20 protein-coding genes and 1 riboswitch are annotated in these 21,880 nt (G+C 62.1%); of the genes, 4 read left to right on the top strand and 16 right to left on the bottom strand.

Translation table 11 applies throughout. The features are described from left to right. Window positions 1–19: 19 nt before the first annotated feature. From GTW25_RS06515 to GTW25_RS06575, 13 genes are all read right to left on the bottom strand, one after another. Window positions 20–1,372 (bottom strand): pyruvate dehydrogenase complex dihydrolipoamide acetyltransferase, encoded by a 1,353-nt coding sequence (locus tag GTW25_RS06515; RefSeq protein ID WP_252911143.1) that lies wholly within the window; start codon window positions 1,370–1,372, stop codon window positions 20–22. 13 nt (window positions 1,373–1,385) lie between these two features. Further along, the gene (locus GTW25_RS06520; RefSeq protein WP_252911144.1) at window positions 1,386–2,810 is read right to left on the bottom strand and encodes a pyruvate dehydrogenase complex E1 component subunit beta; all 1,425 of its coding nucleotides are present in this window, start codon (window positions 2,808–2,810) and stop codon (window positions 1,386–1,388) included. Window positions 2,811–2,822: 12 nt separating this feature from the next. Further along, a complete protein-coding gene (pdhA, locus tag GTW25_RS06525; protein ID WP_252911145.1) occupies window positions 2,823–3,863 on the bottom strand; it encodes a pyruvate dehydrogenase (acetyl-transferring) E1 component subunit alpha in 1,041 nt (346 codons plus the stop codon). A 175-nt stretch (window positions 3,864–4,038) separates the two neighbouring features. Further along, window positions 4,039–4,359: an FtsB family cell division protein gene (locus GTW25_RS06530; RefSeq protein WP_372493070.1), complete on the bottom strand. Its 321-nt coding sequence runs from the start codon at window positions 4,357–4,359 to the stop codon at window positions 4,039–4,041. A gap of 53 nt (window positions 4,360–4,412) precedes the next feature. After that, entirely contained in the window at window positions 4,413–5,699 is a 1,287-nt protein-coding gene (gene eno, locus GTW25_RS06535; protein ID WP_252911146.1) for a phosphopyruvate hydratase, read from the bottom strand. Window positions 5,700–5,822: 123 nt separating this feature from the next. Beyond that, window positions 5,823–6,188 (bottom strand): PRC-barrel domain-containing protein, encoded by a 366-nt coding sequence (locus GTW25_RS06540; RefSeq protein ID WP_252911147.1) that lies wholly within the window; start codon window positions 6,186–6,188, stop codon window positions 5,823–5,825. A gap of 44 nt (window positions 6,189–6,232) precedes the next feature. Then, complete coding sequence (gene kdsA / locus GTW25_RS06545) at window positions 6,233–7,081, bottom strand: 3-deoxy-8-phosphooctulonate synthase (protein WP_252911148.1); 849 nt, start codon at window positions 7,079–7,081, stop codon at window positions 6,233–6,235. Further along, complete coding sequence (locus tag GTW25_RS06550) at window positions 7,078–7,917, bottom strand: VOC family protein (RefSeq protein WP_252911149.1); 840 nt, start codon at window positions 7,915–7,917, stop codon at window positions 7,078–7,080. Before GTW25_RS06550 ends, kdsA begins: the two co-directional genes overlap by 4 nt. Further along, entirely contained in the window at window positions 7,914–9,542 is a 1,629-nt protein-coding gene (gene pyrG, locus GTW25_RS06555) for a CTP synthase (protein ID WP_252911150.1), read from the bottom strand. Before pyrG ends, GTW25_RS06550 begins: the two co-directional genes overlap by 4 nt. 92 nt (window positions 9,543–9,634) lie before the next feature. Further along, window positions 9,635–10,384, bottom strand: a complete 750-nt coding sequence (locus GTW25_RS06560) for a L,D-transpeptidase (RefSeq protein ID WP_308206230.1) — start codon at window positions 10,382–10,384, stop codon at window positions 9,635–9,637. A gap of 175 nt (window positions 10,385–10,559) precedes the next feature. Further along, window positions 10,560–11,000 carry a preprotein translocase subunit SecG gene (secG, locus tag GTW25_RS06565; RefSeq protein WP_252911151.1) on the bottom strand — a complete coding sequence of 147 codons (441 nt, stop codon included), beginning with the start codon at window positions 10,998–11,000 and terminating at the stop codon, window positions 10,560–10,562. Between the two features lie 117 nt (window positions 11,001–11,117). Next, complete coding sequence (murI, locus tag GTW25_RS06570; protein WP_252911152.1) at window positions 11,118–11,918, bottom strand: glutamate racemase; 801 nt, start codon at window positions 11,916–11,918, stop codon at window positions 11,118–11,120. Next, window positions 11,915–12,757, bottom strand: coding sequence for an RNA methyltransferase (locus tag GTW25_RS06575; protein WP_252911153.1), 843 nt, complete (start codon window positions 12,755–12,757; stop codon window positions 11,915–11,917). Before GTW25_RS06575 ends, murI begins: the two co-directional genes overlap by 4 nt. Window positions 12,758–12,865: 108 nt before the next feature. Continuing rightward, window positions 12,866–13,029: riboswitch (FMN riboswitch) on the top strand. A 101-nt stretch (window positions 13,030–13,130) separates the two neighbouring features. Between GTW25_RS06575 and GTW25_RS06580 the strand changes: the two genes are divergently transcribed. Further along, window positions 13,131–14,006 (top strand): DMT family transporter, encoded by an 876-nt coding sequence (locus tag GTW25_RS06580; RefSeq protein WP_252911154.1) that lies wholly within the window; start codon window positions 13,131–13,133, stop codon window positions 14,004–14,006. On the opposite strand, the gene GTW25_RS06585 is transcribed toward GTW25_RS06580, so the two are convergent. Further along, the gene (locus tag GTW25_RS06585; protein ID WP_252911155.1) at window positions 14,003–14,902 is read right to left on the bottom strand and encodes an alpha/beta fold hydrolase; all 900 of its coding nucleotides are present in this window, start codon (window positions 14,900–14,902) and stop codon (window positions 14,003–14,005) included. The genes GTW25_RS06580 and GTW25_RS06585 overlap by 4 nt on opposite strands. A 137-nt stretch (window positions 14,903–15,039) precedes the next feature. Between GTW25_RS06585 and GTW25_RS06590 the strand changes: the two genes are divergently transcribed. Further along, a complete protein-coding gene (locus tag GTW25_RS06590) occupies window positions 15,040–16,254 on the top strand; it encodes an NADP-dependent isocitrate dehydrogenase (protein WP_252911156.1) in 1,215 nt (404 codons plus the stop codon). 116 nt (window positions 16,255–16,370) lie between these two features. Next, the gene (locus tag GTW25_RS06595; RefSeq protein ID WP_252911157.1) at window positions 16,371–16,736 is read left to right on the top strand and encodes a PRC-barrel domain-containing protein; all 366 of its coding nucleotides are present in this window, start codon (window positions 16,371–16,373) and stop codon (window positions 16,734–16,736) included. Window positions 16,737–16,805: 69 nt separating this feature from the next. On the opposite strand, the gene alaS is transcribed toward GTW25_RS06595, so the two are convergent. Continuing rightward, a complete protein-coding gene (gene alaS, locus GTW25_RS06600) occupies window positions 16,806–19,466 on the bottom strand; it encodes an alanine--tRNA ligase (protein WP_252911158.1) in 2,661 nt (886 codons plus the stop codon). Between the two features lie 168 nt (window positions 19,467–19,634). Next, complete coding sequence (recA, locus tag GTW25_RS06605; RefSeq protein WP_252911159.1) at window positions 19,635–20,729, bottom strand: recombinase RecA; 1,095 nt, start codon at window positions 20,727–20,729, stop codon at window positions 19,635–19,637. A gap of 201 nt (window positions 20,730–20,930) precedes the next feature. On the opposite strand from recA, the gene GTW25_RS06610 reads away from it, so the two are divergent. After that, window positions 20,931–21,878, top strand: a complete 948-nt coding sequence (locus GTW25_RS06610) for a carbohydrate kinase family protein (RefSeq protein WP_252911160.1) — start codon at window positions 20,931–20,933, stop codon at window positions 21,876–21,878. Window positions 21,879–21,880 lie beyond the last annotated feature (2 nt).

The raw sequence follows: 21,880 nt of genomic DNA on the forward strand, positions 1-21,880 counted from the left end.
GAAATTGCGTCGACAAAAACTACACAAGCATTCCCATGGGATTTTCGATCAGTCTCTTGAACGCTGCAAGAAGTTCGGCGCCCAGCGCACCGTCGACGGCGCGATGGTCGGTCGACAGCGTTACTGACATGACGTTGGCGACCTTGATCTCGCCGTTCTTCACCACGGCCCGCTCTTCCCCGGCGCCGACCGCGAGAATCGTCGCGTGCGGCGGATTGATCACCGCGGCGAAGTCCTTGATGCCGAACATGCCAAGATTGGACACAGCCGTCGTGCCGCCCTGATATTCCTCGGGCTTCAGCTTGCGTGAACGCGCGCGGCCGGCGAGATCCTTCATCTCGTTCGCGATTTTCGACAGCGTCTTTTCGTCCGCCTTGCGCACGATCGGCGTGATCAGCCCGCCGGGGATCGATACCGCAACGCCGACATCCGCATGCGCGTGCTTGACCATGGCCCCCTCAGTCCACGAGACGTTGGCGTCCGGCACCTGCTTGAGCGCCATGGCCATCGCCTTGATGACCATGTCGTTGACGGAAACCTTGTAGGCCGGTTCCTCGCCCTTCTCCGTCTTCACCTTGGGCGCGGCGTCGTTGATCTGCTTGCGCAGGGACAGCAGCGCATCGATCTCGCAGTCGAGCGTCAGGTAGAAATGCGGGACGGTCGATTTCGCCTCGACGAGGCGGCGCGCAATGGTCTTGCGCATGTTGTCATGCGGGATGAGTTCGTACGAACCTTCCTCGAAGAGCTTGAGAACGGCTTCGTCCGACATGCCCTTGACCGGTGCGGCGGTAGGCGCGGTGCCCTTGTCGGCAGGCGCGGACTTGGCCGCGCCACCCTTGGAAGCCGCTTCCACATCGGCCTTTACGACGCGGCCATACGGCCCCGAACCGTTGATCGACGACAGCTCGATGCCGGAATCCTTGGCGATCCGACGCGCGAGCGGCGAAGCGAAAGTGCGCTCGCCGCTGGTCGACTTCGGCGCAGCCGGCGCATCCGCCTTGGCTTCCTGCTGCTTCGGCTTTTCAGGCGCGGCAGCTTCCTGCGGCTTCGGCGCAGCTTCGGCCTTGTCCTGCTTGGCCTCGGCCTTGGGTGCCTCTCCCTCGGACTTGGCCGCAGCGCTTGCATCCTCGCCTTCTTCTGCAAGGACGGCGATCAGCGCGTTGACCTTCACACCCTCGGTGCCGGCCGGAACGACGATCTTCGCGACCGTGCCCTCGTCGACCGCTTCGACTTCCATCGTCGCCTTGTCGGTCTCGATCTCGGCGATCACGTCGCCGGGCCCGACCTTGTCGCCTTCCTTGACCAGCCACTTGGCCAGATTGCCTTCTTCCATCGTCGGAGACAGCGCGGGCATCGTGATGTTGATCGGCATGGTCCGCCCTCCCTCAGGCCCTGTAAGTGACGGCTTTCACCGCCTCGACGACCTCGGAGACGCTCGGCAGCGCCAGCTTTTCGAGGTTGGCCGCGTAAGGCATCGGCACATCCTTGCCGGCGATCGTCAGGATCGGCGCGTCGAGATGGTCGAACGCGCGCTGCATGACCTGGGTCGCGATGTGCTGGCCGACCGAAGATTGCGGATAGCCTTCCTCGACCGTCACCAGACGATTGGTCTTCTTCACGCTCTCGATGATCGTATCGAGATCCATCGGGCGGATTGTACGCAGGTCGATGATCTCGACATCGATCCCCTCGCCCGCCAGTTCCTCGGCCGCCTTGACCGCATAGGTCATGCCGATCCCGAAGGAGACGATGGTCGCGTCCTTGCCGGTCTTGTGGATACGGGCCTTGCCGATCGGCAACACGAAATCATCGAGCTTCGGCACGTCGAAGGTCTGGCCGTAGAGAATTTCGTTCTCGAGGAAGACGACCGGGTTCGGATCGCGGATTGCGGCCTTGAGCAGTCCCTTCGCGTCCGCCGCCGTGTAAGGCATGACGACCTTAAGACCCGGAATATGGCTGTACCAGGCCGCATAGCACTGCGAGTGCTGCGCCGCCACGCGCGCTGCTGCGCCGTTCGGTCCACGGAACACCATCGGCGCGCCCATCTGGCCGCCGGCCATGTAGAGCGTCTTGGCCGCCGAATTGACGATCTGGTCGATCGCCTGCATCGAGAAGTTGAACGTCATGAACTCGACGATCGGCTTGAGACCGGCCATTGCGGCGCCGACGCCGACGCCGGCAAAACCGTGTTCGGTGATCGGCGTGTCGACGACGCGTTTGGCGCCGAATTCCTGCAGAAGGTTCTGCGTGATCTTGTAGGCGCCCTGATATTCGGCGACTTCCTCGCCCATGACGAAGACATTTTCGTCGCGGCGCATTTCCTCGGCCATCGCGTCGCGAAGCGCTTCGCGCACCGTGGTCGGAACCATTTCGGTGCCTTCGGGAATGTCCGGATCAGCCGCGATCTCGACCTTTGGCGCGGCGGGCACGGACGCGCCGTCCTTCTTCGCGGTTGGCTCCTCGGTCGCCTGCTTGTCCTTGCCGCCGGCAGCATCCGCCGTCTGTTCCGGCTCGTCGGAGGACTTCGCAGCGGATTTCCCCGCCTTGCCGACATCGTCGGCACTTTCGCCTTCCTCAAGCAGAACGGCGATCGGCGTGTTGACCTTCACGCCTTCGGTGCCGGCCTCGATCAGGATCTTAGCCAGCGTGCCTTCGTCAACGGCTTCGACTTCCATCGTCGCCTTGTCGGTCTCGATCTCGGCGATCACATCGCCTGCGGCAACGCTGTCGCCTTCCTTTTTCAGCCATTTGGCCAGATTGCCCTCTTCCATCGTCGGCGAGAGCGCGGGCATCAGAATTTCAATCGGCATGGGGCGCGCTCCTCAAAGCAGGATGTCGGTGTAAAGCTCGGACACATCCGGCTCTGGATCGTTCTGCGCGAACTCCGCCGAATCGGCGACGATCTCGCGAACCTCCTTGTCGATGGCCTTCAGCTCGTCCTCGCTCGCCCACTTCTTGTCCAGAAGCCGCGCTTTCACCTGCTCGATCGGATCGTGCTCGGAGCGCATCTTCTGCACTTCGTCCTTGGTGCGGTACTTCGCCGGGTCGGACATGGAATGCCCGCGATAGCGATAGGTCTGCATTTCGAGAATGACCGGCCCATTGCCGGCGCGGCCCCATTCGACCGCCATTTCACCGGCAGCCTTCACCGCGCGGACATCCATGCCGTCCACCTGAATTCCGGGGATGTTGAACGACGCGCCACGCTGCGAGAAATCGGTCTGCGCCGAGGCGCGGGCGACCGAGGTGCCCATGGCGTAGCGGTTGTTCTCGATGATGTAGATGGCCGGCAGCTTCCACAGCGCCGCCATGTTGAAGCTCTCGTAGACCTGGCCCTGATTGGCCGCGCCGTCGCCGAAATAGATCAGCGAGACATTGTCGTTCTCGCGGTAGCGATTGGCGAAGGCGAGACCGGTGCCGAGCGAGACCTGCGCGCCGACGATGCCGTGACCGCCATAGAAATTCTTCTCCTTGGAGAACATGTGCATCGAGCCGCCCTTGCCGCGCGAATAGCCTCCGCGCCGCCCGGTCAGTTCAGCCATCACGCCGCGCGCTGACATGCCGGTGGCAAGCATGTGGCCGTGATCGCGATAGCCGGTGATGACCTGATCGCCGTCCTTCAAGGCCATCTGCATGCCGATGACGACGGCTTCCTGACCGATGTAAAGATGGCAAAAACCGCCGATGAAGCCCATACCGTAAAGCTGACCGGCCTTCTCCTCGAAGCGGCGGATCAAGAGCATTTCACGATAAGCCTCGAGTTCGTCTTCCTTCGAGAACTCTAGCGGCGGCGGTGTTTTGATTGCAGAAGCGGATTTGACGTCGGCTTTTGTGCGCGACGCCTTCTTGGCGGCTGTTGCCATGCCTTCTGGTCTCCCAAGGTGTCTCTTTGCGGACGGTCGGGGACCTTAACGCCCCGACATTGCCGCTAGGCTAGCACGGGACCCAGGCTCCTGCTACGGCGAAATCGCATAGCCGATATTCGCTGAAGCAACTGAAAAAACAGTGGAATTATACAATTAACTTGATTTGAGTTAATCAACGATCGAGATAGATAACCACCTCGTCGTCGCGCACCAGGTTGAGCGCACGGCGCGCCTGCTCGTCCAGCATGTCGCGCTCGATCGTTCCATCGTTGATCAAAATGAGTTTCGCTTCAAGGGCTTCGCGCTCTTCGACAAGACCGTCGAGCTCTGCCTTAAGAACGGCGACGCGTTCCTCAAGTCGCTTCTTGGCTTCGAGCCCGTAGGCGCCATGGAACGCGTGGTAGCCGAAATAGGCCAGGAACGCAGCCGTGATGACGGGCACGATCAGCCGACCGGTATTTCGCTGTTTGTGATGACGGGTCCACATGGGCATTTTGGGAGAATCCTTGGATTCCCCCATGTGACCCGATCTTGCTTAATGGAGGGTTACGAACGCAAGCCGGAACGCAGGATCGAGCGTCCCGCGTAGCGTGCCGAACGACCCAGTTCCTCCTCGATGCGCAGGAGCTGATTGTATTTCGCAAGCCGGTCGGACCGTGCCAGCGAGCCGGTCTTGATCTGCCCGCAATTGGTCGCGACGGCGAGATCGGCGATGGTCGTGTCCTCAGTCTCTCCCGAACGATGCGACATGACGGCGGTGTAGGCCGCCTTGTGCGCGGTTTCCACGGCGTCGAGCGTTTCGGACAGCGAGCCGATCTGGTTGACCTTGACGAGGATGGAATTGGCGACACCCATGCGGATACCGTCGTTGAGACGTGCCGAATTGGTGACGAAGAGATCGTCGCCGACGAGTTGGACCTTGGCCCCGACCTTCTCCGTCAGCGCCTTCCAGCCGTCCCAATCGTCCTCGCCCATGCCGTCCTCGATCGAGATGATCGGATATGCATCGCAAAGCTTGGCGAGATAATCGGCCTGCGCCTGACCGTCGCGCGTCTGCCCCTCGCCTTCATAATCGTAGACGCCGTTCTTGAAGAATTCGGTCGCCGCGCAATCGAGCGCGAGCGCGACATCTTGACCCGGCTTGAATCCTGCCTTCTCGATGGACTTCGTGACGAATTCCAACGCGTCTTCGGCGCTTTTGAGGTTCGGCGCAAAACCGCCCTCGTCGCCGACATTCGTGTTGTGCCCGGCCTGCTTGAGGTCCTTCTTCAGCGTGTGGAAGATTTCCGCACCCCAGCGCAGCCCCTCGCGGAACGTCTCCGCGCCAAGCGGCATGATCATGAATTCTTGGAAATCGATCGGGTTGTCGGCATGCGCGCCGCCATTGATGATGTTCATCATCGGAACCGGAAGGACGTGCGCGCCCGCGCCGCCGACATAGCGATAAAGCGGCAGGTCGGCCGACTGGGCAGCCGCCTTGGCGACCGCGAGCGATACGCCGAGAATGGCGTTCGCGCCGAGTCGGGCCTTGTTCGGCGTGCCGTCGAGATCGATCATGGTGCGGTCGATGTGAAGCTGGTCCTGCGCCTCCATGCCGCCGATCGCCTCGAAGATTTCGCCGTTCACGGCCTCGACCGCGCCTTCGACGCCCTTGCCGAGATAGCGGCTGCCGCCATCGCGCAGTTCGACCGCTTCATGCGCGCCTGTCGATGCTCCCGAAGGCACCGCGGCGCGACCGAACGCACCATCTTCGAGCCGCACATCGACCTCGACGGTCGGATTGCCGCGGCTGTCGAGAATTTCGCGGGCCGTGATGTCGATGATGGCGGTCATTGGCGGGCACCTTTGTCTGGGAATGGTGCGCGCTTCTTAGCGAATGGGTGTAAAAAGGCAATGACACAACGAAAAGGCCCCGCGCGAAGCGGGGCCTTGGCTCGTTCCATGCGACGACGCGGATCAGATCCAGTAAGGCGGAACTTTATAGTATTCGTAGGAAGCGTCACGCGCCGCCTTGCCGTCACCGCTGGTCAGATCGTTGATGTCATGAACCGGCGCGGCCTCGAGCTGTTCACGCGAGAAGGGCACGACATAGCCGCCCTGATCTTTCTCATAGTCGAGCGACGACCACGGAATGGCGTGATATTTCTCGCCGATACCCAGAAATCCGCCGAACCCGATCACGGCATACATGATGTTGTTGGACGTCTTCTCCAGCATGACGTCTTCGATCGAGCCGATGTGCTGGCCTTCGGTATTGTAGACGTTCGTGCCGATGACGCGGGAAGCCTGAATGGCTTCGGTATGTCCTGCTGCAGTGGTCATTGTCGATGCTCCTTGGGTTTGTTTCCCGTTGAGCATCAAACCGTTCAGACGGGCGAATGTTCCGCCGATTTGGCGATACGGTCGAAGGCGATCAGACGTTCAAGAAGAGCTTCCAGCTTGTCAATCGGCACCATGTTGGGGCCATCGGACGGGGCGTTGTCCGGGTCTTGATGCGTTTCGATGAAAACGCCGGCGACACCGACCGCGACCGCCGCGCGCGCCAGCGTTTCGACGAAGCGACGTTCACCACCCGACGACCCGCCCTGCCCGCCCGGCTGCTGCACGGAATGCGTGGCGTCGAAGATGACCGGCGCGCCGGTCTCGGCCATGATCGGCAGCGAGCGCATGTCGGATACGAGCGTGTTGTAGCCGAAAGACGCGCCGCGCTCGGTCAGAAGCACGTTTGCGTTGCCGGACTCCGTCACCTTGGCGACGGCGTTCTTCATGTCCCATGGAGCCAGAAACTGGCCCTTTTTGACGTTGACGACCTTGCCTGTGCGTGCTGCCGCAATCAGAAGATCGGTCTGCCGGGACAGGAAGGCGGGAATCTGGAGGATGTCCACCACCTCGCCGACGACGGCGCACTGTTCCTCGGTATGAACATCCGTCAGCACCGGAAAGCCGAATTCTTGTCTGAGATCGGCAAAGACCGGCAGCGCAGCTTCAAGCCCTGCCCCACGCGTGCCTTTCAGCGACGTGCGGTTCGCCTTGTCGAACGAGCTCTTGTACACGAGGCCGAGGCCCAAGCGGTCCGTCATCTCCTTCAGCCTGCCGGCCATGTCGAACGCGTGGTCGCGGTTTTCGAGTTGGCACGGACCGGCGATCAGAACGAACGGCGCATTGTTGGAAAAGCTCACATTGCCGACGGTCACGGTCGAATTCGGGCTGGTCATGCGTTTTCCTCGAAAATAAACGTCGCGCCTTGGCCGGACGTCGGCCAAACCGTCAGTTGGCGATCGGTCCGTTCGAACGCAACCCCGCCTGTTTCGAACAGATCGGCGGTCGAGCCGAGATCGGAAGCGGAAAAACGGATCGCATCGAGGCGCAACGCGCAATCCATCGCGACGATTTCGACCGTTCCCGTGGGCAGCGATGCGCAAAGCCCTTCGTCCGTCCTGGTGACAGAGGCTCCAGTCAGGCTCACCAGAAAATCCTCGTAGGCGGCAGGTTCAGCCGCGCAAAGCCTCACCCCGACAATGCCGCGAACGCCGTTTGCGTGTTGTTCGAGCACGGCGCGACCGGCGCTCGACGGCGCGTTGATGCGTTCGCATGTGAAGAAGTAGCAGGCGTCGCTTTGCGGATGCGCGGCGAAGGCGAGGCGAAAGGAAACGGTTCCGGACTTGCCCGCGGGATCGACGAAGGGGCGCGAGAAATCGAGCAGCAAACCCGCCGAAATGCCAGCACTCAAGAAAGCCGCGTCATCCGCTTTCGCGTCGTCGGTCTTGAAAACGAGAGCGGAGAACCCGTTCTCGCCGACTGTTCGCCGGTAAAGCGCATCGCGGCCGACGAATACATTGCCAGCGCGCACGGCCTCGCTCACCTGCCCGGCATCACCGATCGCCAACGGCTCCAGAAAGGTGTCGTCGGCGAAGTAGATGCAGGCGTTTGTCGTGCCGAACGGGTGCGTGCCCTGCGGCGCGACCGTGAACCCGAGCGCCGCGTACCGTTCCCGCGCGGCAGCCAGATCGGCTACCGGCAGGACGCAGTGATCGAGCGCGCGCGGGCTCACACCAGACGGCTTTGCTCGACGGCGGCCTCAATGAACGAGGCGAAGAGCGGATGCGGCTCGAACGGGCGCGACTTGTATTCGGGGTGATATTGAACGCCGATGAACCAGGGATGGTCCGCATATTCGATCGTTTCCGGGAGCACGCCGTCCGGGGACATGCCGGAAAACACAAGGCCGCTATCTTCCAGCCGTTCCTTGTAATCGACATTGACCTCGTAGCGGTGGCGATGGCGTTCCGAAATCTCGGTCGAGCCGTAGATGTCCGCGATCTTCGTGCCCTGCTTGAGCGCCGCCTTGTAGGCGCCGAGCCGCATCGTGCCGCCCAGATCGCCAGCCGCCTGGCGCTTTTGCAGCATGTTGCCCTTGAGCCATTCGGTCATCAGGCCGACGACCGGCTCCTTCGCGGGGCCGAACTCGGTAGATGAGGCATTGTCGATATGCGCCAGCGAACGGGCAGCTTCCAGACATGCCATCTGCATGCCGAAGCAGATGCCGAAATACGGCACCTTTCGCTCGCGCGCGAATTTGGCAGCAAGAATCTTGCCTTCCGAACCGCGCTCTCCGAAACCGCCGGGCACCAGAATGCCGTGAACCTTTTCGAGGAACGGTGCGGGGTCTTCCTTTTCGAAGACTTCCGATTCGATCCAGTCGAGCTTGACGTTGACGCGGTTCGCCAGGCCGCCATGCGACAGCGCCTCGATCAGCGACTTATACGCGTCCTTGAGACCGGTATATTTGCCGACGACGGCGATGGTGACTTCGCCCTCGGGGTTGTGGAGGCGGGTCGAGACTTCCTGCCAGCGCTCCATGCGCGGCTTGGGCGCCGGGTCGATGCCGAACGCAGCGAGCACTTCCGAATCGAGCCCTTCGCCGTGATAGGCCATCGGCACGTCGTAGATATGCGCGACGTCCAGCGCCTGGATGACGGCCGTTTCGCGCACATTGCAGAACAGCGATAGCTTGCGGCGCTCCTCGGCCGGGATCGGCCGGTCGGCGCGCACGAGCAGGATGTCGGGCGCGATGCCGATCGAGCGCAATTCCTTGACCGAATGCTGCGTCGGCTTGGTCTTCAGCTCGCCGGCGGCTGGAATCCACGGCATCAGCGTCAGGTGGACATAGACGGCCTGCCCGCGCGGCAGATCGTTGCCGAGCTGGCGGATCGCTTCCAGGAACGGCATCGCCTCGATATCGCCGACCGTGCCGCCGATCTCGCACAGGACGAAATCATAGTCGTCATTGCCTTCGAGGATAAAGTTCTTGATCTCGTCAGTGACGTGCGGAATGACCTGCACCGTCGCACCGAGATAATCGCCGCGCCGTTCGCGCTCGATGATGTTCTTGTAGATGCGACCGGTAGTGATGTTGTCCTGCTGGTTCGCAGACCGCCCGGTGAAGCGTTCGTAGTGGCCGAGATCGAGATCGGTCTCCGCGCCATCGTCTGTTACGAACACCTCGCCGTGCTGATAGGGCGACATCGTGCCCGGATCGACATTGAGATAGGGGTCGAGCTTGCGAAGTCTCACACGATAGCCACGGGCCTGCAAAAGGGCTGCCAGAGCCGCTGCTGCAATGCCTTTGCCGAGTGAGGAGACCACGCCGCCGGTGATGAATACATATCGCGCCATGGGAGTCGGTGATTATCGCCCCGAACGCAAATGCGCCAGCCCCAAAATGGATGGCCGGCGCATTTTCAACTGAACGATGCGGAAGGCAGCCGCTAAAGAACGACCACTTCGGCTCCCACCCGCACGCGATTGTAGAGATCCATGACGTGTTCGTTGATCATGCGGAAGCAGCCGTTGGAGGACGCGCTGCCGATCGTCTCGGGCTGGTTCGTGCCGTGGATGCGGATATGCGTGTCCACCTTGTTCTGGTGCAGATAGATGGCACGCGCGCCGAGCGGGTTGTCCGGTCCGCCATTCATGCCGTCCTTGTAGCGGCCGTATTTGGCCGGCTCGCGCTCCTGCATGGCTTTGGTCGGAAACCAGCGCGGCCATTCCTGCTTGTCGGCAACCTTCGCCGTGCCCTTGAATTCCAGCCCGTCGCGGCCAACGGCAATCGCGTATCGACGCGCCGAGCGGCGGTTCTCGACGAGATAGAGAACACGCGCCTGGGGATCGATGACGATCGTGCCCGGCTCGTAGCCGGAGAACGGAACGACCGTCGGCATCTGCTCCGGCTTCGGCGTGAATTTGCGGCGCACCTCTCGCTCGGCCAGCACCTCGTCCAACGCCTGAGTCTCGGCCAGAAACGCCGTTTGCACCGGCTGCATGAAGCCTGCCGCGACGGTCCGGGTCGAGCGCAATTCGCCGGTGTTGCCCTGCCTGCGCAACGCCGCAAGATCGGCTGTCGGCGCTTCCACCCTCGCCGGCGCATTCGTCGCGGCGACTTCCTGATTCGGCGTCTGCGTGCAGGATTGCAAGAAAAACCCGGCAACCAGAATTGCCGGAACCATCCACTTGATCATTTGAAACGCCCCTACGGCGCAAGCGCCGGCCCATCCGATAGTTTCGGACGATCACAGCGTATCAAAGCTTGAAACCTCTTCAAGTAGCGCGCGTGTCTGCATGATACAGCACAAAAGAAAAAAGCCCGCTGTGTTCGCCAAAACACAGCGGGCTTTGTTGGTTAAGCGACGTCTATCAGTTGTTCGGAGGCGTCGGTGCCGCAGGCTCAGCAGGAGCCTCGGGCGCGGCCGGCTGCTGCGCCGGCGCGCTGTCGTCAGCCGAAGGCGCTGCCGGATCGGCGGGTGCGCTCGGCACATTGTCGCCGCCGAGCTGGTCGAGAACGCCGCCGCTGCCCGAAGGCGCCTGCGTGCCCTGCTCGGTCGGAATGCGGTCTAGGAAGTCCGTCGGACGCTCGCCGTATCGCGCAAGAAGCGACAGGCCGAGCGATGTCGCAAAGAAGATCGCCGCCAGGATCGCCGTGGCGCGTGTCAGTGGATTTCCCGAACCGCGGGCGGCCATCGCATTGTTGCCGCCGCCGCCGATACCGAGGCCACCGCCTTCCGAACGCTGCAGGAGCACCACGGCCACGAGCGCCATGACGACGAGCAAATGGATGACGATGAGGATGGTTTGCATAAGAAAATCCGGGTGATCTGTTCTCTCCCGCGCACAAGAAAACGCGGGACGCCGCGGCTCAATACACGTCTTGAGCCGCCATTCCAAGTCCTATATGGCGCGTGCCGCAGCGTGGTTTCAAGGGCGTTGGGCTAGTTGAAGGCCGAAACCTTGCATCAGCCGCGCTACAGTGAAATGCGCCTTTCCGGACGTGAAGATCGCACTGTCGGGCACATCCCGTCTGCCCGAAACGGCAGGGGCGCCGTCAAGGACGGTCAGCAGCCGTCGCGCAATGGCTTCGGCCGGATCGAGCCAGTCGACCGGCCACGGCGCGGTCTTGCGCATCCGATTGACGAGAAACGGATAGTGCGTGCAGGCAAGAACGACGATGTCGGTTCGAAGACCGTCCCGCTCTACGAAGCATGGCGCGATCTCCGCCCGCACCGCCTCCTCGTCGACGAAGCCGTCGCGCATGTAGGTTTCGGCCAGGGGGGCCAGCCGGTCGCTCCCGACCAGTCGAACATGACATTTGGAAGCCCATTCGCCGATCAGGTCGCGCGTATATTGACGCTTCACCGTGCCCGGCGTCGCCAGCACGGATACGAGGCCGGAGCGTGTCCGTTCGGCAGCAGGCTTGATGGCCGGAACGGTGCCGACAAACGGCGTCTTCGGAAAAGCCGCCCTCAAATCCGCCAGAACCGCGGTCGAGGCCGTATTGCACGCGATCACGGCAGCGGCCGGTCGGTGGGCCTCAATCAACTCGCCGAATAGCCCGACGATATGTGCGGCAAGCGCACGCTCCTCCCACGCACCGACCGGAAAAGCCGCGTCGTCGGCGATATACACGAAGCGGCGCGCGGGCATCAGCACGCGCGCCTCTCGCAAAACGGTCAGACCGCCGACGCCCGAATCATAGATCAGTACCGGCGCGTCCATCAATCTTCCGTCTCCCGATGCGCAGCGGCTTCGCCGTCGGCCTGCGCCTTGCGCTCGGGATAGCCCGAACCGCGCGGCTCCTTCGGCGAGTAATAGTCGAGCGCGTTGACGACGCCGCGCAGGAGACTGAGTTCCGACGCATCGAAGCCGGGCCGCGTCAGCACCGCGCGCAGATTGTCCACCATCTTCGCCTTCTTCTGCGGTGGACGGAAATAGCCGCGCGCTTCCAAAGCGGCTTCGAGGTGGTCGAAAAGCCCCGTCAGGACGAATTTCGGCGCGGGCGTGAATTCGGGACCGGCAAAAGGCAGTTCCTCGCCCTCGTCCATGCCGCTCTTCAGCCATTCGTAGGACATGAGAAGCACGGCCTGTGCGATGTTCAGCGAAGCGAACGCAGGATTGACGGGGAAGGTCACGATTTCATCGGCAAGCGCGACTTCTTCATTATTGAGGCCAAAGCGTTCGCGCCCGAACAGGACGCCGACGCCCTCGCCCGCCGAAAAACGCCCGCGCAACTCGCGCGCTGCCGAAACGGGTCCACGCACAGGCTTGAAGCCGTATCGTTCGCGCGCCGTTGTGGCAAAGACGTAGTTCAGATCCGCGATCGCTTCCTCGAGCGTGGCGAACACCTGCACCTTGTCGATGACGTGGTCGGCTTTCGAGGCGGCGGCACTGGCCTTCTCGTTCGGCCAGCCGTCGCGCGGATTGACGAGGCGCAGTTCGGACAGGCCGAAATTGGCCATCGCCCGCGCGACCATGCCGATATTCTCGCCCAGTTGCGGCTCGACGAGAATGATCGCGGGTCCCTCTGCGATCAGCCGCTTTTCGCGCGCCGTTCCGGCCATCTCGATACGTCCTTCCTTGTCCTTAAGGAGCGCTTATTCGCATAGCCGGACGGGCGCTTGCAACGCAAATGCGGCCAACATAGATTAGCCGTGGCGCTCGAGCGAGCGCCACGTTCTCGGGGCGGGGTGAAACTCCCCACCGGCGGTAATGTGAAGGCGGATGGCCCGCATCACGAAGCCCGCGAGCGCCTGAGGGAGACATTCCTTCAGGGTCAGCAGATTCGGTGTGATTCCGAAGCCGACGGTCATAGTCCGGATGAGAGAGAACGGGATGACAGAAACGAAGACGCCGCAGGTGAAAACCCTGTCGGCCGCCGTTCCGGTCGCTGCCCGCCTGCCCTCACCGAACGCTGAATGACGGTCGAGGGAAGTGATGAGAAGCGAGCTAGCCGAATCCAGATTGAACACCGCCATGCGCGGCGCACTGGTGATGACTTCTGCAGGTCTTGCCTTCGCCGGGCTCAACGTCGCGCTCCAGCATGCGACGATGATCGGCGGTGCGTCGGCCCCGGCAGCCGCCTTCGTGCAATATGCGCTGGCGCTTCTGCTCGTGATGCCGCTCGTCTGGCGAAACCTCGGTGCGATGCGGACCAGTCGACCGGGCCTGCATTTCCTGCGCGTGGTGCTGGCTGCCGGCGGCGTTCAGATCTGGGTCATGGCGCTGTCGGTCGTGCCGATCTGGCAGGCGGTTGCGCTTTCGATGACATCGCCCTTCTTCGTGGTCGCGGGGGCGTATCTGTTTTTGGGCGAGCGCGTTACGAAAAGTCGCGTCGCGGCGACATGCGTCGGCTTCGCTGGTGCGATGGTTATCCTCGCGCCATGGTCGGAGACCTTCACGCCACATGCGCTGCTGCCGGTCGTGTCGGCCGCACTGTGGGCCGGAACGTCGCTCATCACCAAAAAGCTGATGACGTTCGAGCCGACAGCGGGCATCACGGTCTACATGCTACTCTTGCTCTTGCCCTTCAACGCGCTCACCTGGGGTGGCTCGGGTTTTGCGCTGCCGCCGGCCGAGGCGTGGGCGGCGCTGCTCGTCGCGGGCGCGCTGACGGCTCTCGCGCAATATCTTCTGACGGCCGCCTACGCCAATGCCGACGCGTCCTATCTCCAGCCTTTCGACGATTTGAAACTGCCGTTCAACATCCTGCTCGGATGGCTCGTCTTCGCACAGATGCCGAGCCCGACTTTCTGGCCGGGCGCGCTGATGATCGCCGCCGCCTCGCTCTACCTGATGCGTCGGGAGAGCTAACGCATCACGAAATCGCGGATCGCCGTTGCGATTTCGCTTGGCTTTTCATGCAAGATCCAGTGGCCGCTTTCAGGAAAGCGCTCGACCGTCAGATCGGGCGCGTATCGTTCAAGGTCGGCAATGCTCGACGGGCGCAGCGCCCCGTCCGCCTCGCCCCAAAGCAGAAGATGCGGCACGACAATCGTAACCGCCTCGTCGGGAATGTCTTCTATGGGCGAGTACCGCGCCGACTCGTCGATCCCCGGAACGACGATCGGTGAGGCGCGGTACCAATTGAGCATGCCCGTCATCGCACCGGGCCGGCTCCAAGCCTCCAGATAGGCCGCGCGTTCCGGCTCTCCCATCCAGTTCGTCTTCGAGAAGGCCGACAACATGCTGAAAAGCCTTCGATAACCGTCTTCTGACATCAATTGCTCGGCCGCGTCGTCGCGCAGACGATTGATATACTGGCTCGCGCGCCGCTGTTCAGGGTCGTTCGAGATCGCATCCTGAAGGAGCTTCGGATGGACGCCGTTGGCGATAACGAGATGAGACAGACGCTCGGGATGGGCGAACGCGTAGGCATAGGCAACCGATGCACCCCAGTCGTGTCCGGCCAGAACGAACGGGCGATCCGGCGACAGATGATCAGCGAGCGCCGCAATATCGGCGACAAGATTCCTGGCGCGATAGGCCTCGACACCGGCAGGCTTGCCGGACAGGTTGAATCCGCGCTGGTCGGGCGCGACGACATGAAAGTCGGACGCCAATGCACGCATCACGCCTTTCCACGCTGCCCAGTATTCGGGAAAGCCGTGCAGGCAGATGACGAGCGATCTGGATGCGTCGCCGATCGCCGAGACATGGAGCGTCGCCGCGCCGGTATCGACGCTGGAAAAGCGAAAATCGGCGGTCATCGAAATTCCTTCACTTAATGCCCAAAGCCTTGTCCGCCTTGGCCTTTGCCTTCCCGGCACACAATGCTATAGGGGCCGCGACTTCACGCCCGCCCGTCCGGGCCGGGCCGTTCCCAACTAGCAGCGAGGCATTTCCTATGGCGAAGATCAAGGTGGCAAATCCGGTCGTCGAACTCGACGGCGACGAGATGACCCGCATCATCTGGCAGTTCATCAAGGACAAGCTGATCCACCCCTACCTTGATATCGACCTGAAATATTACGACCTCGGCATGGAAAGCCGCGACGCCACCGACGATCAGATCACGATCGACGCGGCCGAAGCGATCAAGAAATATGGCGTCGGCGTGAAGTGCGCCACGATTACGCCCGATGAAGGCCGCGTCGAGGAATTCGGCCTCAAGAAGATGTGGCGCTCGCCCAACGGCACGATCCGCAACATCCTCGGCGGCACGATCTTCCGCGAGCCGATCATCATGAAGAATGTTCCGCGCCTCGTGCCGGGCTGGACGCAGCCGATCATCGTCGGCCGCCACGCTTTCGGCGACCAGTACCGCGCGACCGATTTCAAGTTCCCCGGCGCAGGCAAGCTGACGATCAAGTTCGTCGGCGAGGACGGTCAGACGATCGAGCATGAAGTATTCGACGCGCCCGGCTCCGGCGTAGCAATGGCGATGTACAACCTTGACGATTCGATCCGCGAATTCGCACGCGCCTCGCTGAACTACGGACTTCTGCGCGGCTATCCGGTCTATCTGTCGACCAAGAACACGATCCTCAAGGCTTATGACGGCCGTTTCAAGGACATCTTCCAGGAGGTCTACGAGGCCGAGTTCGAGGCGAAGTTCAAGGAAGCCAAGATCTGGTACGAGCACCGGCTGATCGACGACATGGTCGCCGCAAGCCTGAAGTGGTCGGGTGGTTATGTCTGGGCATGCAAGAACTATGATGGCGACGTCCAGTCCGACACCGTCGCGCAGGGCTTCGGCTCCCTCGGCCTGATGACGTCGGTTCTGATGACGCCGGATGGCAAGACCGTTGAGGCTGAGGCGGCCCACGGCACGGTGACGCGCCACTTCCGCCAGCACGAGAAGGGTCAGGAGACCTCGACCAACTCGATCGCGTCGATCTTCGCCTGGACGCGTGGCCTCGCGCACCGCGCCAAGCTGGACGACAACGCCGAATTGAAGAACTTCGCCGAAACGCTGGAGCGCGTGTGCATCCAGACCGTCGAATCCGGCCATATGACCAAGGACCTCGCGCTTCTCATCGGCGCGGACCAGCCCTGGCTCTCGACGACCGGCTTCCTCGACAAGATCGACGAGAACCTTCAGAAGGCGATGGCCGCATAATTCCGGTTACCGGACGTGTCAAGGGGCGGCCTCGTGCCGCCCTTTTTCGTCTGAGTAGCCGAACCTTTCCCTGTCTGGCGCATTGAAGGCGTGTCTGAAATCAAGGAAACACATTCATGTTTGCCAAGAAGCTTTCGATCGCCCTCGTCGCATCCGGTCTTCTCGCCGGCACAGCGATCGCCCAGACCGCCTGGGTCGAGATCGAGAATGACAATGTTCAGGTCACCGAATTCGGCGCCAGCGTCGATCAGGTCGAGGACTGGGACGTTTTCGCCGGCGGCGCCAAGATCGGCGAAGTCGAGGAAGTCGTCGGTACGGATGCCGCAACGCCAACCGCGCTGGTGGTGGATTTCGACGGTTCCGGTGGCTTTGCCGATCAGGATCTGGTGATCCCGCTCGATCAGTTCGCATGGGAGAACAACCAGCTCGTTCTCAACGCGGACGCGGCGACAGTCGGCAGCTTCGAAGTCTGGGACGACTAATCGATTTTACATCGAAAACGAGAAAAGCCGCGGCATGCCGCGGCTTTTCTTTATGCAGATTTCTGACGGTCAGGCTGTCAGCGCTTGCCGAACAGCGTCGATCGCCGCATTCGCGTTCGCCGCGTCCGGTCCGCCCGCCTGCGCCATGTCCGGCCGTCCGCCGCCGCCCTTGCCGCCGATCGCGGCGGATGCCGCACGCACGAGGTCGACGGCGCTGAAGCGCCCGATGAGATCGTCGGTGACGCCGACGACGACGCTGGCCTTGTCCGCATCCGTCCCAACGAAGACGACGATCCCAGAGCCCACGGACGCCTTGCCTTCGTCGGCAAGCGGCTTCAGTTCCTTGGCCGAAACACCTTCGACCACGCGGCCAAGGAAGCCGACGCCTGCGACCTTTTCCGCCTCGTTCGATCCGCCAGCAGTCCCACCGCCACCAAGCGCCAGTTTTTTCTTGACGTCCGCAAGCTCGCGCTCAAGCTTCTTGCGCTCATCCAGCACCGCTTCGATGCGGGACACCACATCGGCAGGCGAAACCTTGAGCGCAGCAGCCGCGGCCTTGAGGCGACGATCCTGCTCATCGAGATGCGCGCGGGCGGCATCCCCCGTCAGGGCCTCGATGCGCCGCACGCCGGCTGCCACCGCGCCTTCGCTGACGAGGCGCACGAGGCCGATATCCCCCGTGGCAGCGACATGCGTGCCGCCGCACAATTCGGTGGAATAGCTCTTGCCTTCCTTCTCGCCATGCAAGGCGGTGCCCATCGACACGACCCGTACTTCGTCGCCGTACTTCTCGCCGAACAGTGCCATCGCGCCTTCCGCGATGGCATCGTCGACGGCCATCAGGCGCGTCGTGACCGGCGCGTTTTGAAGAATGATCTCGTTGGCGAAATCCTCGATCTGCGCGAGTTCGCCCGCAGCAATGGGTTTCGGATGCGAGAAGTCGAAGCGCAGCCTATCCGGCGCGACAAGCGAACCTTTCTGGGCGACATGCGTTCCAAGCACCTCGCGCAGCGCCTCATGGACAAGATGCGTCGCGGAGTGATTGCGCCTGATCCGGGCACGGCGAGCGGCGTCGACCTTCAACTCGACGACATCGCCAACTTTCGGCGAACCGCTCACAACACGGCCCGAATGAACGAAGAGGCCGTCGGCCTTTTTCTGAGTGCCGGTGATTTCGATCGAGAAGCCCTCGCCGGCGATGATGCCGGTATCGCCGACCTGACCGCCCGACTCTCCATAGAACGGCGTCTGGTTGACGACGATTGCGATTTCATCGCCGGCTGCCGCCTGCCCGGTTTCGACGCCGCCCTTGACGAGCGCGGAAATAACACCTTCGGCCGCCTCCGTGTCGTAGCCGAGGAATTCGGTTGCGCCCACCTTGTCGCGCAAGCCGAACCAGACCGTCTCGGTCGCGGCCTCGCCGGAACCAGCCCAGTGCGCGCGCGCCTCGGCTTTCTGCCGTTCCATGGCCGCCGAAAAACCGTCCGTATCGACCGAAATCCCGCGCTGGCGCAGCGCATCCTGCGTCAGGTCGAGCGGAAAGCCATAGGTGTCATAAAGCTTGAATGCCGTTTCCCCGTCGAGCCGATCGCCCGCGTTCAGACTGTCGGACGCGTCGGCCAAAAGGCCGAGCCCTCGCGCCAGCGTCTTGCGAAACCGCTTTTCCTCAAGCTTGAGCGTTTCGGTAATAAGCGCCTGTCCGCGTACGAGCTCCGGATAGGCCTGCCCCATCTCGCGCACGAGCGCCGGCACGAGACGCCACATCAGCGGCTCGCCCGCGCCCAAAAGCTGCGCGTGGCGCATGGCGCGCCGCATGATCCGGCGCAGCACATAGCCTCGACCTTCGTTCGACGGCAGCACGCCGTCCGCGATCAGAAAGCTCGACGCGCGCAAATGGTCCGCAATCACGCGGTGGCTCGCGCGGTTCTTGCCTTCCGCCTTCACGCCCGTCGCTTCCTCCGAAGCCCGGATCAGCGCCTTGAAGAGATCAATATCGTAATTGTCGTGAACGCCTTGGAGAACAGCCGCGATGCGCTCCAGCCCCATACCGGTATCGATGGAAGGCCGCGGCAGATCGATGCGCTGATCTTTCGAAATCTGCTCGTACTGCATGAAGACGAGGTTCCAGATTTCGATGAAGCGGTCGCCGTCCTCGTCCGGGCTGCCGGGAGGCCCGCCGGGAATGTCGTTGCCATGGTCGTAAAAAATTTCCGAGCATGGACCGCATGGACCGGTATCGCCCATCGCCCAGAAATTGTCGCTGGTCGCGATACGGATGATCCGGTCGTCCGAAAGCCCGGCGATCTTCTTCCAGTATCCGGCCGCCTCGTCGTCCGTGTGATAGATGGTGACGAGCAGACGTTGCGCGTCGATACCCAGTTCCTTCGTGATCAGGTTCCAGGCAAACGCGATCGCGTCCTCTTTGAAATAATCGCCGAAGGAGAAATTGCCGAGCATCTCGAAAAAAGTGTGATGACGTGCCGTGTAGCCGACATTGTCGAGATCGTTGTGCTTGCCTCCGGCGCGAACGCATTTCTGTGAGGTCGCGGCGCGCGAATAGGGCCGTGTCTCAAGCCCGGTGAACACGTTCTTGAACTGAACCATGCCCGCATTGGTGAACATCAGCGTCGGATCGTTGCGCGGAACGAGCGGGCTCGAAGCCACCGCCTCGTGACCGTTCTTCCGGAAATAGTCGAGGAAGGTCGATCGGATTTCGTTGACGCCACTCATCTGGTGAACCTTTACGTACTGGCTGATCCGCTTCGCGGGAAGGAAGGGCCTTTTACCGTCAGGCCTCCACACTGTCCAGAAAGCAGGCAGCCACGACGAAATCTTCGGCGTTAAAAACAAAAAGGCCGCCGGAAAACCGGCGGCCTTTTCACGAACTGGACTTGTATCTTACATGCCCGAAGCGTCGTCGAAATCGCCGTCGCCGTCCTCGGGCTTGCCCTCGTCGAGGAACTTCTCCGCGATCAGCCCCGCGTTCTGGCGCAGTGCAAGCTCGATCTCGCGCGCGGCGGCCGGGTTGTCGCGCAGAAACTGCTTGGCGTTTTCGCGGCCCTGGCCGAGCCGCTGCGAATTATAGGAGAACCAGGCGCCAGACTTCTCGACCACACCGGCCTTTACGCCGAGATCGACAAGTTCGCCCGTCTTCGAAACGCCTTCGCCATACATGATGTCGAATTCGACCTGCTTGAAAGGTGGCGCAAGCTTGTTCTTGACCACTTTGACGCGCGTCTGGTTGCCGACGACCTCGTCGCGATCCTTGACCGAACCGATGCGACGGATGTCGAGACGGACCGATGCGTAGAACTTGAGTGCGTTGCCGCCCGTCGTCGTCTCGGGCGAGCCGAACATGACGCCGATCTTCATGCGGATCTGATTGATGAAGATGACCATGGTGTTGGAACGCGAGATGGACGCGGTGAGCTTGCGCAGCGCCTGGCTCATCAGGCGCGCCTGAAGGCCGGGCAGCGAATCGCCCATCTCGCCCTCGATTTCCGCGCGGGGCGTCAGCGCCGCGACGGAATCGACGACGAGAACGTCGATCGCGCCAGAGCGCACCAGCGTATCGCAAATCTCCAGTGCCTGCTCACCGGTATCAGGCTGCGAGATCAGAAGGTTTTCCAGATCCACGCCGAGCTTGCGGGCATAGACCGGGTCGAGCGCGTGTTCGGCATCGACGAAGGCGCAGATGCCGCCCTTCTTCTGCGCTTCGGCGACCGTGTGCAGCGCAAGCGTCGTCTTGCCCGAACTTTCAGGCCCGTAAATCTCGATGATCCGCCCCTTGGGCAATCCGCCGACCCCAAGCGCGATGTCCAACCCCAGCGAGCCGGTCGGTATCGTTTCGATCTCGACGACCTGCTCGTTCGCGCCGAGCCGCATGATCGAGCCCTTGCCGAATGCACGCTCGATCTGCGAAAGCGCAGCGTCGAGTGCCTTTGTCTTGTCCACAGTTCTGTCCTCTACAAGCCGCAATGAATTCTGAGCCATGATACATATCCCATGCTGGTCAGCGAAAGTGGACAGTTCTGTGTCCCTAGGATTTTTGTACCTTTTTTGTTCTATTTTCGCAAGAGGGACTAAATAATTGATAACAAATAATATTGCCGGATACGTTCGAAATATGTTCTCCGCGTACCGATCGGAAACCCTCTCATATCGGGCGGATCGCCGCCATACGGGCGGCGCTTTGTGAGCGCGAATCCCAAGCCCGCGATTCTCGCCGTCGGCGGCGCTCACATCGACCGGCGCGGAACCGTCGCGGGCGCCTATGTCGACGGCGCTTCCAACCCCGGCACGATGCGTGAGGAGGTCGGTGGCGGTGCCTTCAATGCGTTGCGAAATGCGTGCCGCCTCGGCGCTGCTGGCGCGATCCTGTCGGTGCGCGGGGGCGATCTCACGGGCCAGTTGGTGGCAGAAGCGATATCCGGGGCGGGCATCACCGATCTGTCGGCGACTTTTCTCGATCGTACGACGCCGAGCTATACAGCGATCCTGCGGGCCGATGGCGAACTCATCTGCGGCTTTGCCGATATGGCGCTTTATGAAACGGCTTTCGAAAAGCAGTTGCGCCGCCATCCGTTCCGCAACACGCTGCCCGGTGCCGATGCCGTTCTGACGGACGCGAATCTCAGCCAGGGCGCGCTTGAACGATTGGCGGCAAGCGTGGATCAAAAGCCGCTTTTCGCCATCGCCATATCGCCTGCCAAAGTCGTGCGGCTGAAGCCGGTTCTCGCCGCCCTGTCTGTCCTGTTCATGAACCGCAACGAGGCGCGCGCACTGACTGGCGCAGAGGCTGGTGCACCGAACGAGCAACTGGCGCAAAAGCTTGCACAAGCGGGGCTGAAACGCGCCGTCATTACCTCGGGAAGCGCGCCACTGCTCATTCTGGAACACGGCCATGTCACGACATCGGCGCCTATTGTGTCATCCAACGTGCGCGACGTAACCGGCGCGGGCGATGCGCTTGCGGGTGTGACGATATCGCGCCTCATCGGGGGGCTGGACTTGGCCGAAGCGGTGCGCCATGGGATTGCGGCAGCCTCGCTGACCGTCGAAAGCGATAACGTCGTCGCCGATTTCTCTCGTGCGGATTTCGAACGGCGTTTGGCCGAAATCCAGCAAACTACCGGAGCCTGACA

Source organism: Aliihoeflea aestuarii, assembly GCF_024105665.1.
Classification (GTDB): domain Bacteria; phylum Pseudomonadota; class Alphaproteobacteria; order Rhizobiales; family Rhizobiaceae; genus Aliihoeflea; species Aliihoeflea aestuarii.

Excerpts from the sequence above, each read along its gene's own strand:
- GTW25_RS06515 (WP_252911143.1), bottom strand. The coding sequence starts at position 1,372 with ATGCCGATCAACATCACGATGCCCGCGCTGTCTCCGACGATGGAAGAA.
- GTW25_RS06520 (WP_252911144.1), bottom strand. The coding sequence starts at position 2,810 with ATGCCGATTGAAATTCTGATGCCCGCGCTCTCGCCGACGATGGAAGAG.
- pdhA (WP_252911145.1), bottom strand. The coding sequence starts at position 3,863 with ATGGCAACAGCCGCCAAGAAGGCGTCGCGCACAAAAGCCGACGTCAAA.
- GTW25_RS06530 (WP_372493070.1), bottom strand. The coding sequence starts at position 4,359 with ATGCCCATGTGGACCCGTCATCACAAACAGCGAAATACCGGTCGGCTG.
- eno (WP_252911146.1), bottom strand. The coding sequence starts at position 5,699 with ATGACCGCCATCATCGACATCACGGCCCGCGAAATTCTCGACAGCCGC.
- GTW25_RS06540 (WP_252911147.1), bottom strand. The coding sequence starts at position 6,188 with ATGACCACTGCAGCAGGACATACCGAAGCCATTCAGGCTTCCCGCGTC.
- kdsA (WP_252911148.1), bottom strand. The coding sequence starts at position 7,081 with ATGACCAGCCCGAATTCGACCGTGACCGTCGGCAATGTGAGCTTTTCC.
- pyrG (WP_252911150.1), bottom strand. The coding sequence starts at position 9,542 with ATGGCGCGATATGTATTCATCACCGGCGGCGTGGTCTCCTCACTCGGC.
- GTW25_RS06560 (WP_308206230.1), bottom strand. The coding sequence starts at position 10,384 with ATGATCAAGTGGATGGTTCCGGCAATTCTGGTTGCCGGGTTTTTCTTG.
- secG (WP_252911151.1), bottom strand. The coding sequence starts at position 11,000 with ATGCAAACCATCCTCATCGTCATCCATTTGCTCGTCGTCATGGCGCTC.
- GTW25_RS06575 (WP_252911153.1), bottom strand. The coding sequence starts at position 12,757 with ATGGCCGGAACGGCGCGCGAAAAGCGGCTGATCGCAGAGGGACCCGCG.
- GTW25_RS06580 (WP_252911154.1), top strand. The coding sequence starts at position 13,131 with ATGAGAAGCGAGCTAGCCGAATCCAGATTGAACACCGCCATGCGCGGC.
- GTW25_RS06585 (WP_252911155.1), bottom strand. The coding sequence starts at position 14,902 with ATGACCGCCGATTTTCGCTTTTCCAGCGTCGATACCGGCGCGGCGACG.
- GTW25_RS06590 (WP_252911156.1), top strand. The coding sequence starts at position 15,040 with ATGGCGAAGATCAAGGTGGCAAATCCGGTCGTCGAACTCGACGGCGAC.
- GTW25_RS06595 (WP_252911157.1), top strand. The coding sequence starts at position 16,371 with ATGTTTGCCAAGAAGCTTTCGATCGCCCTCGTCGCATCCGGTCTTCTC.
- alaS (WP_252911158.1), bottom strand. The coding sequence starts at position 19,466 with ATGAGTGGCGTCAACGAAATCCGATCGACCTTCCTCGACTATTTCCGG.
- recA (WP_252911159.1), bottom strand. The coding sequence starts at position 20,729 with ATGGCTCAGAATTCATTGCGGCTTGTAGAGGACAGAACTGTGGACAAG.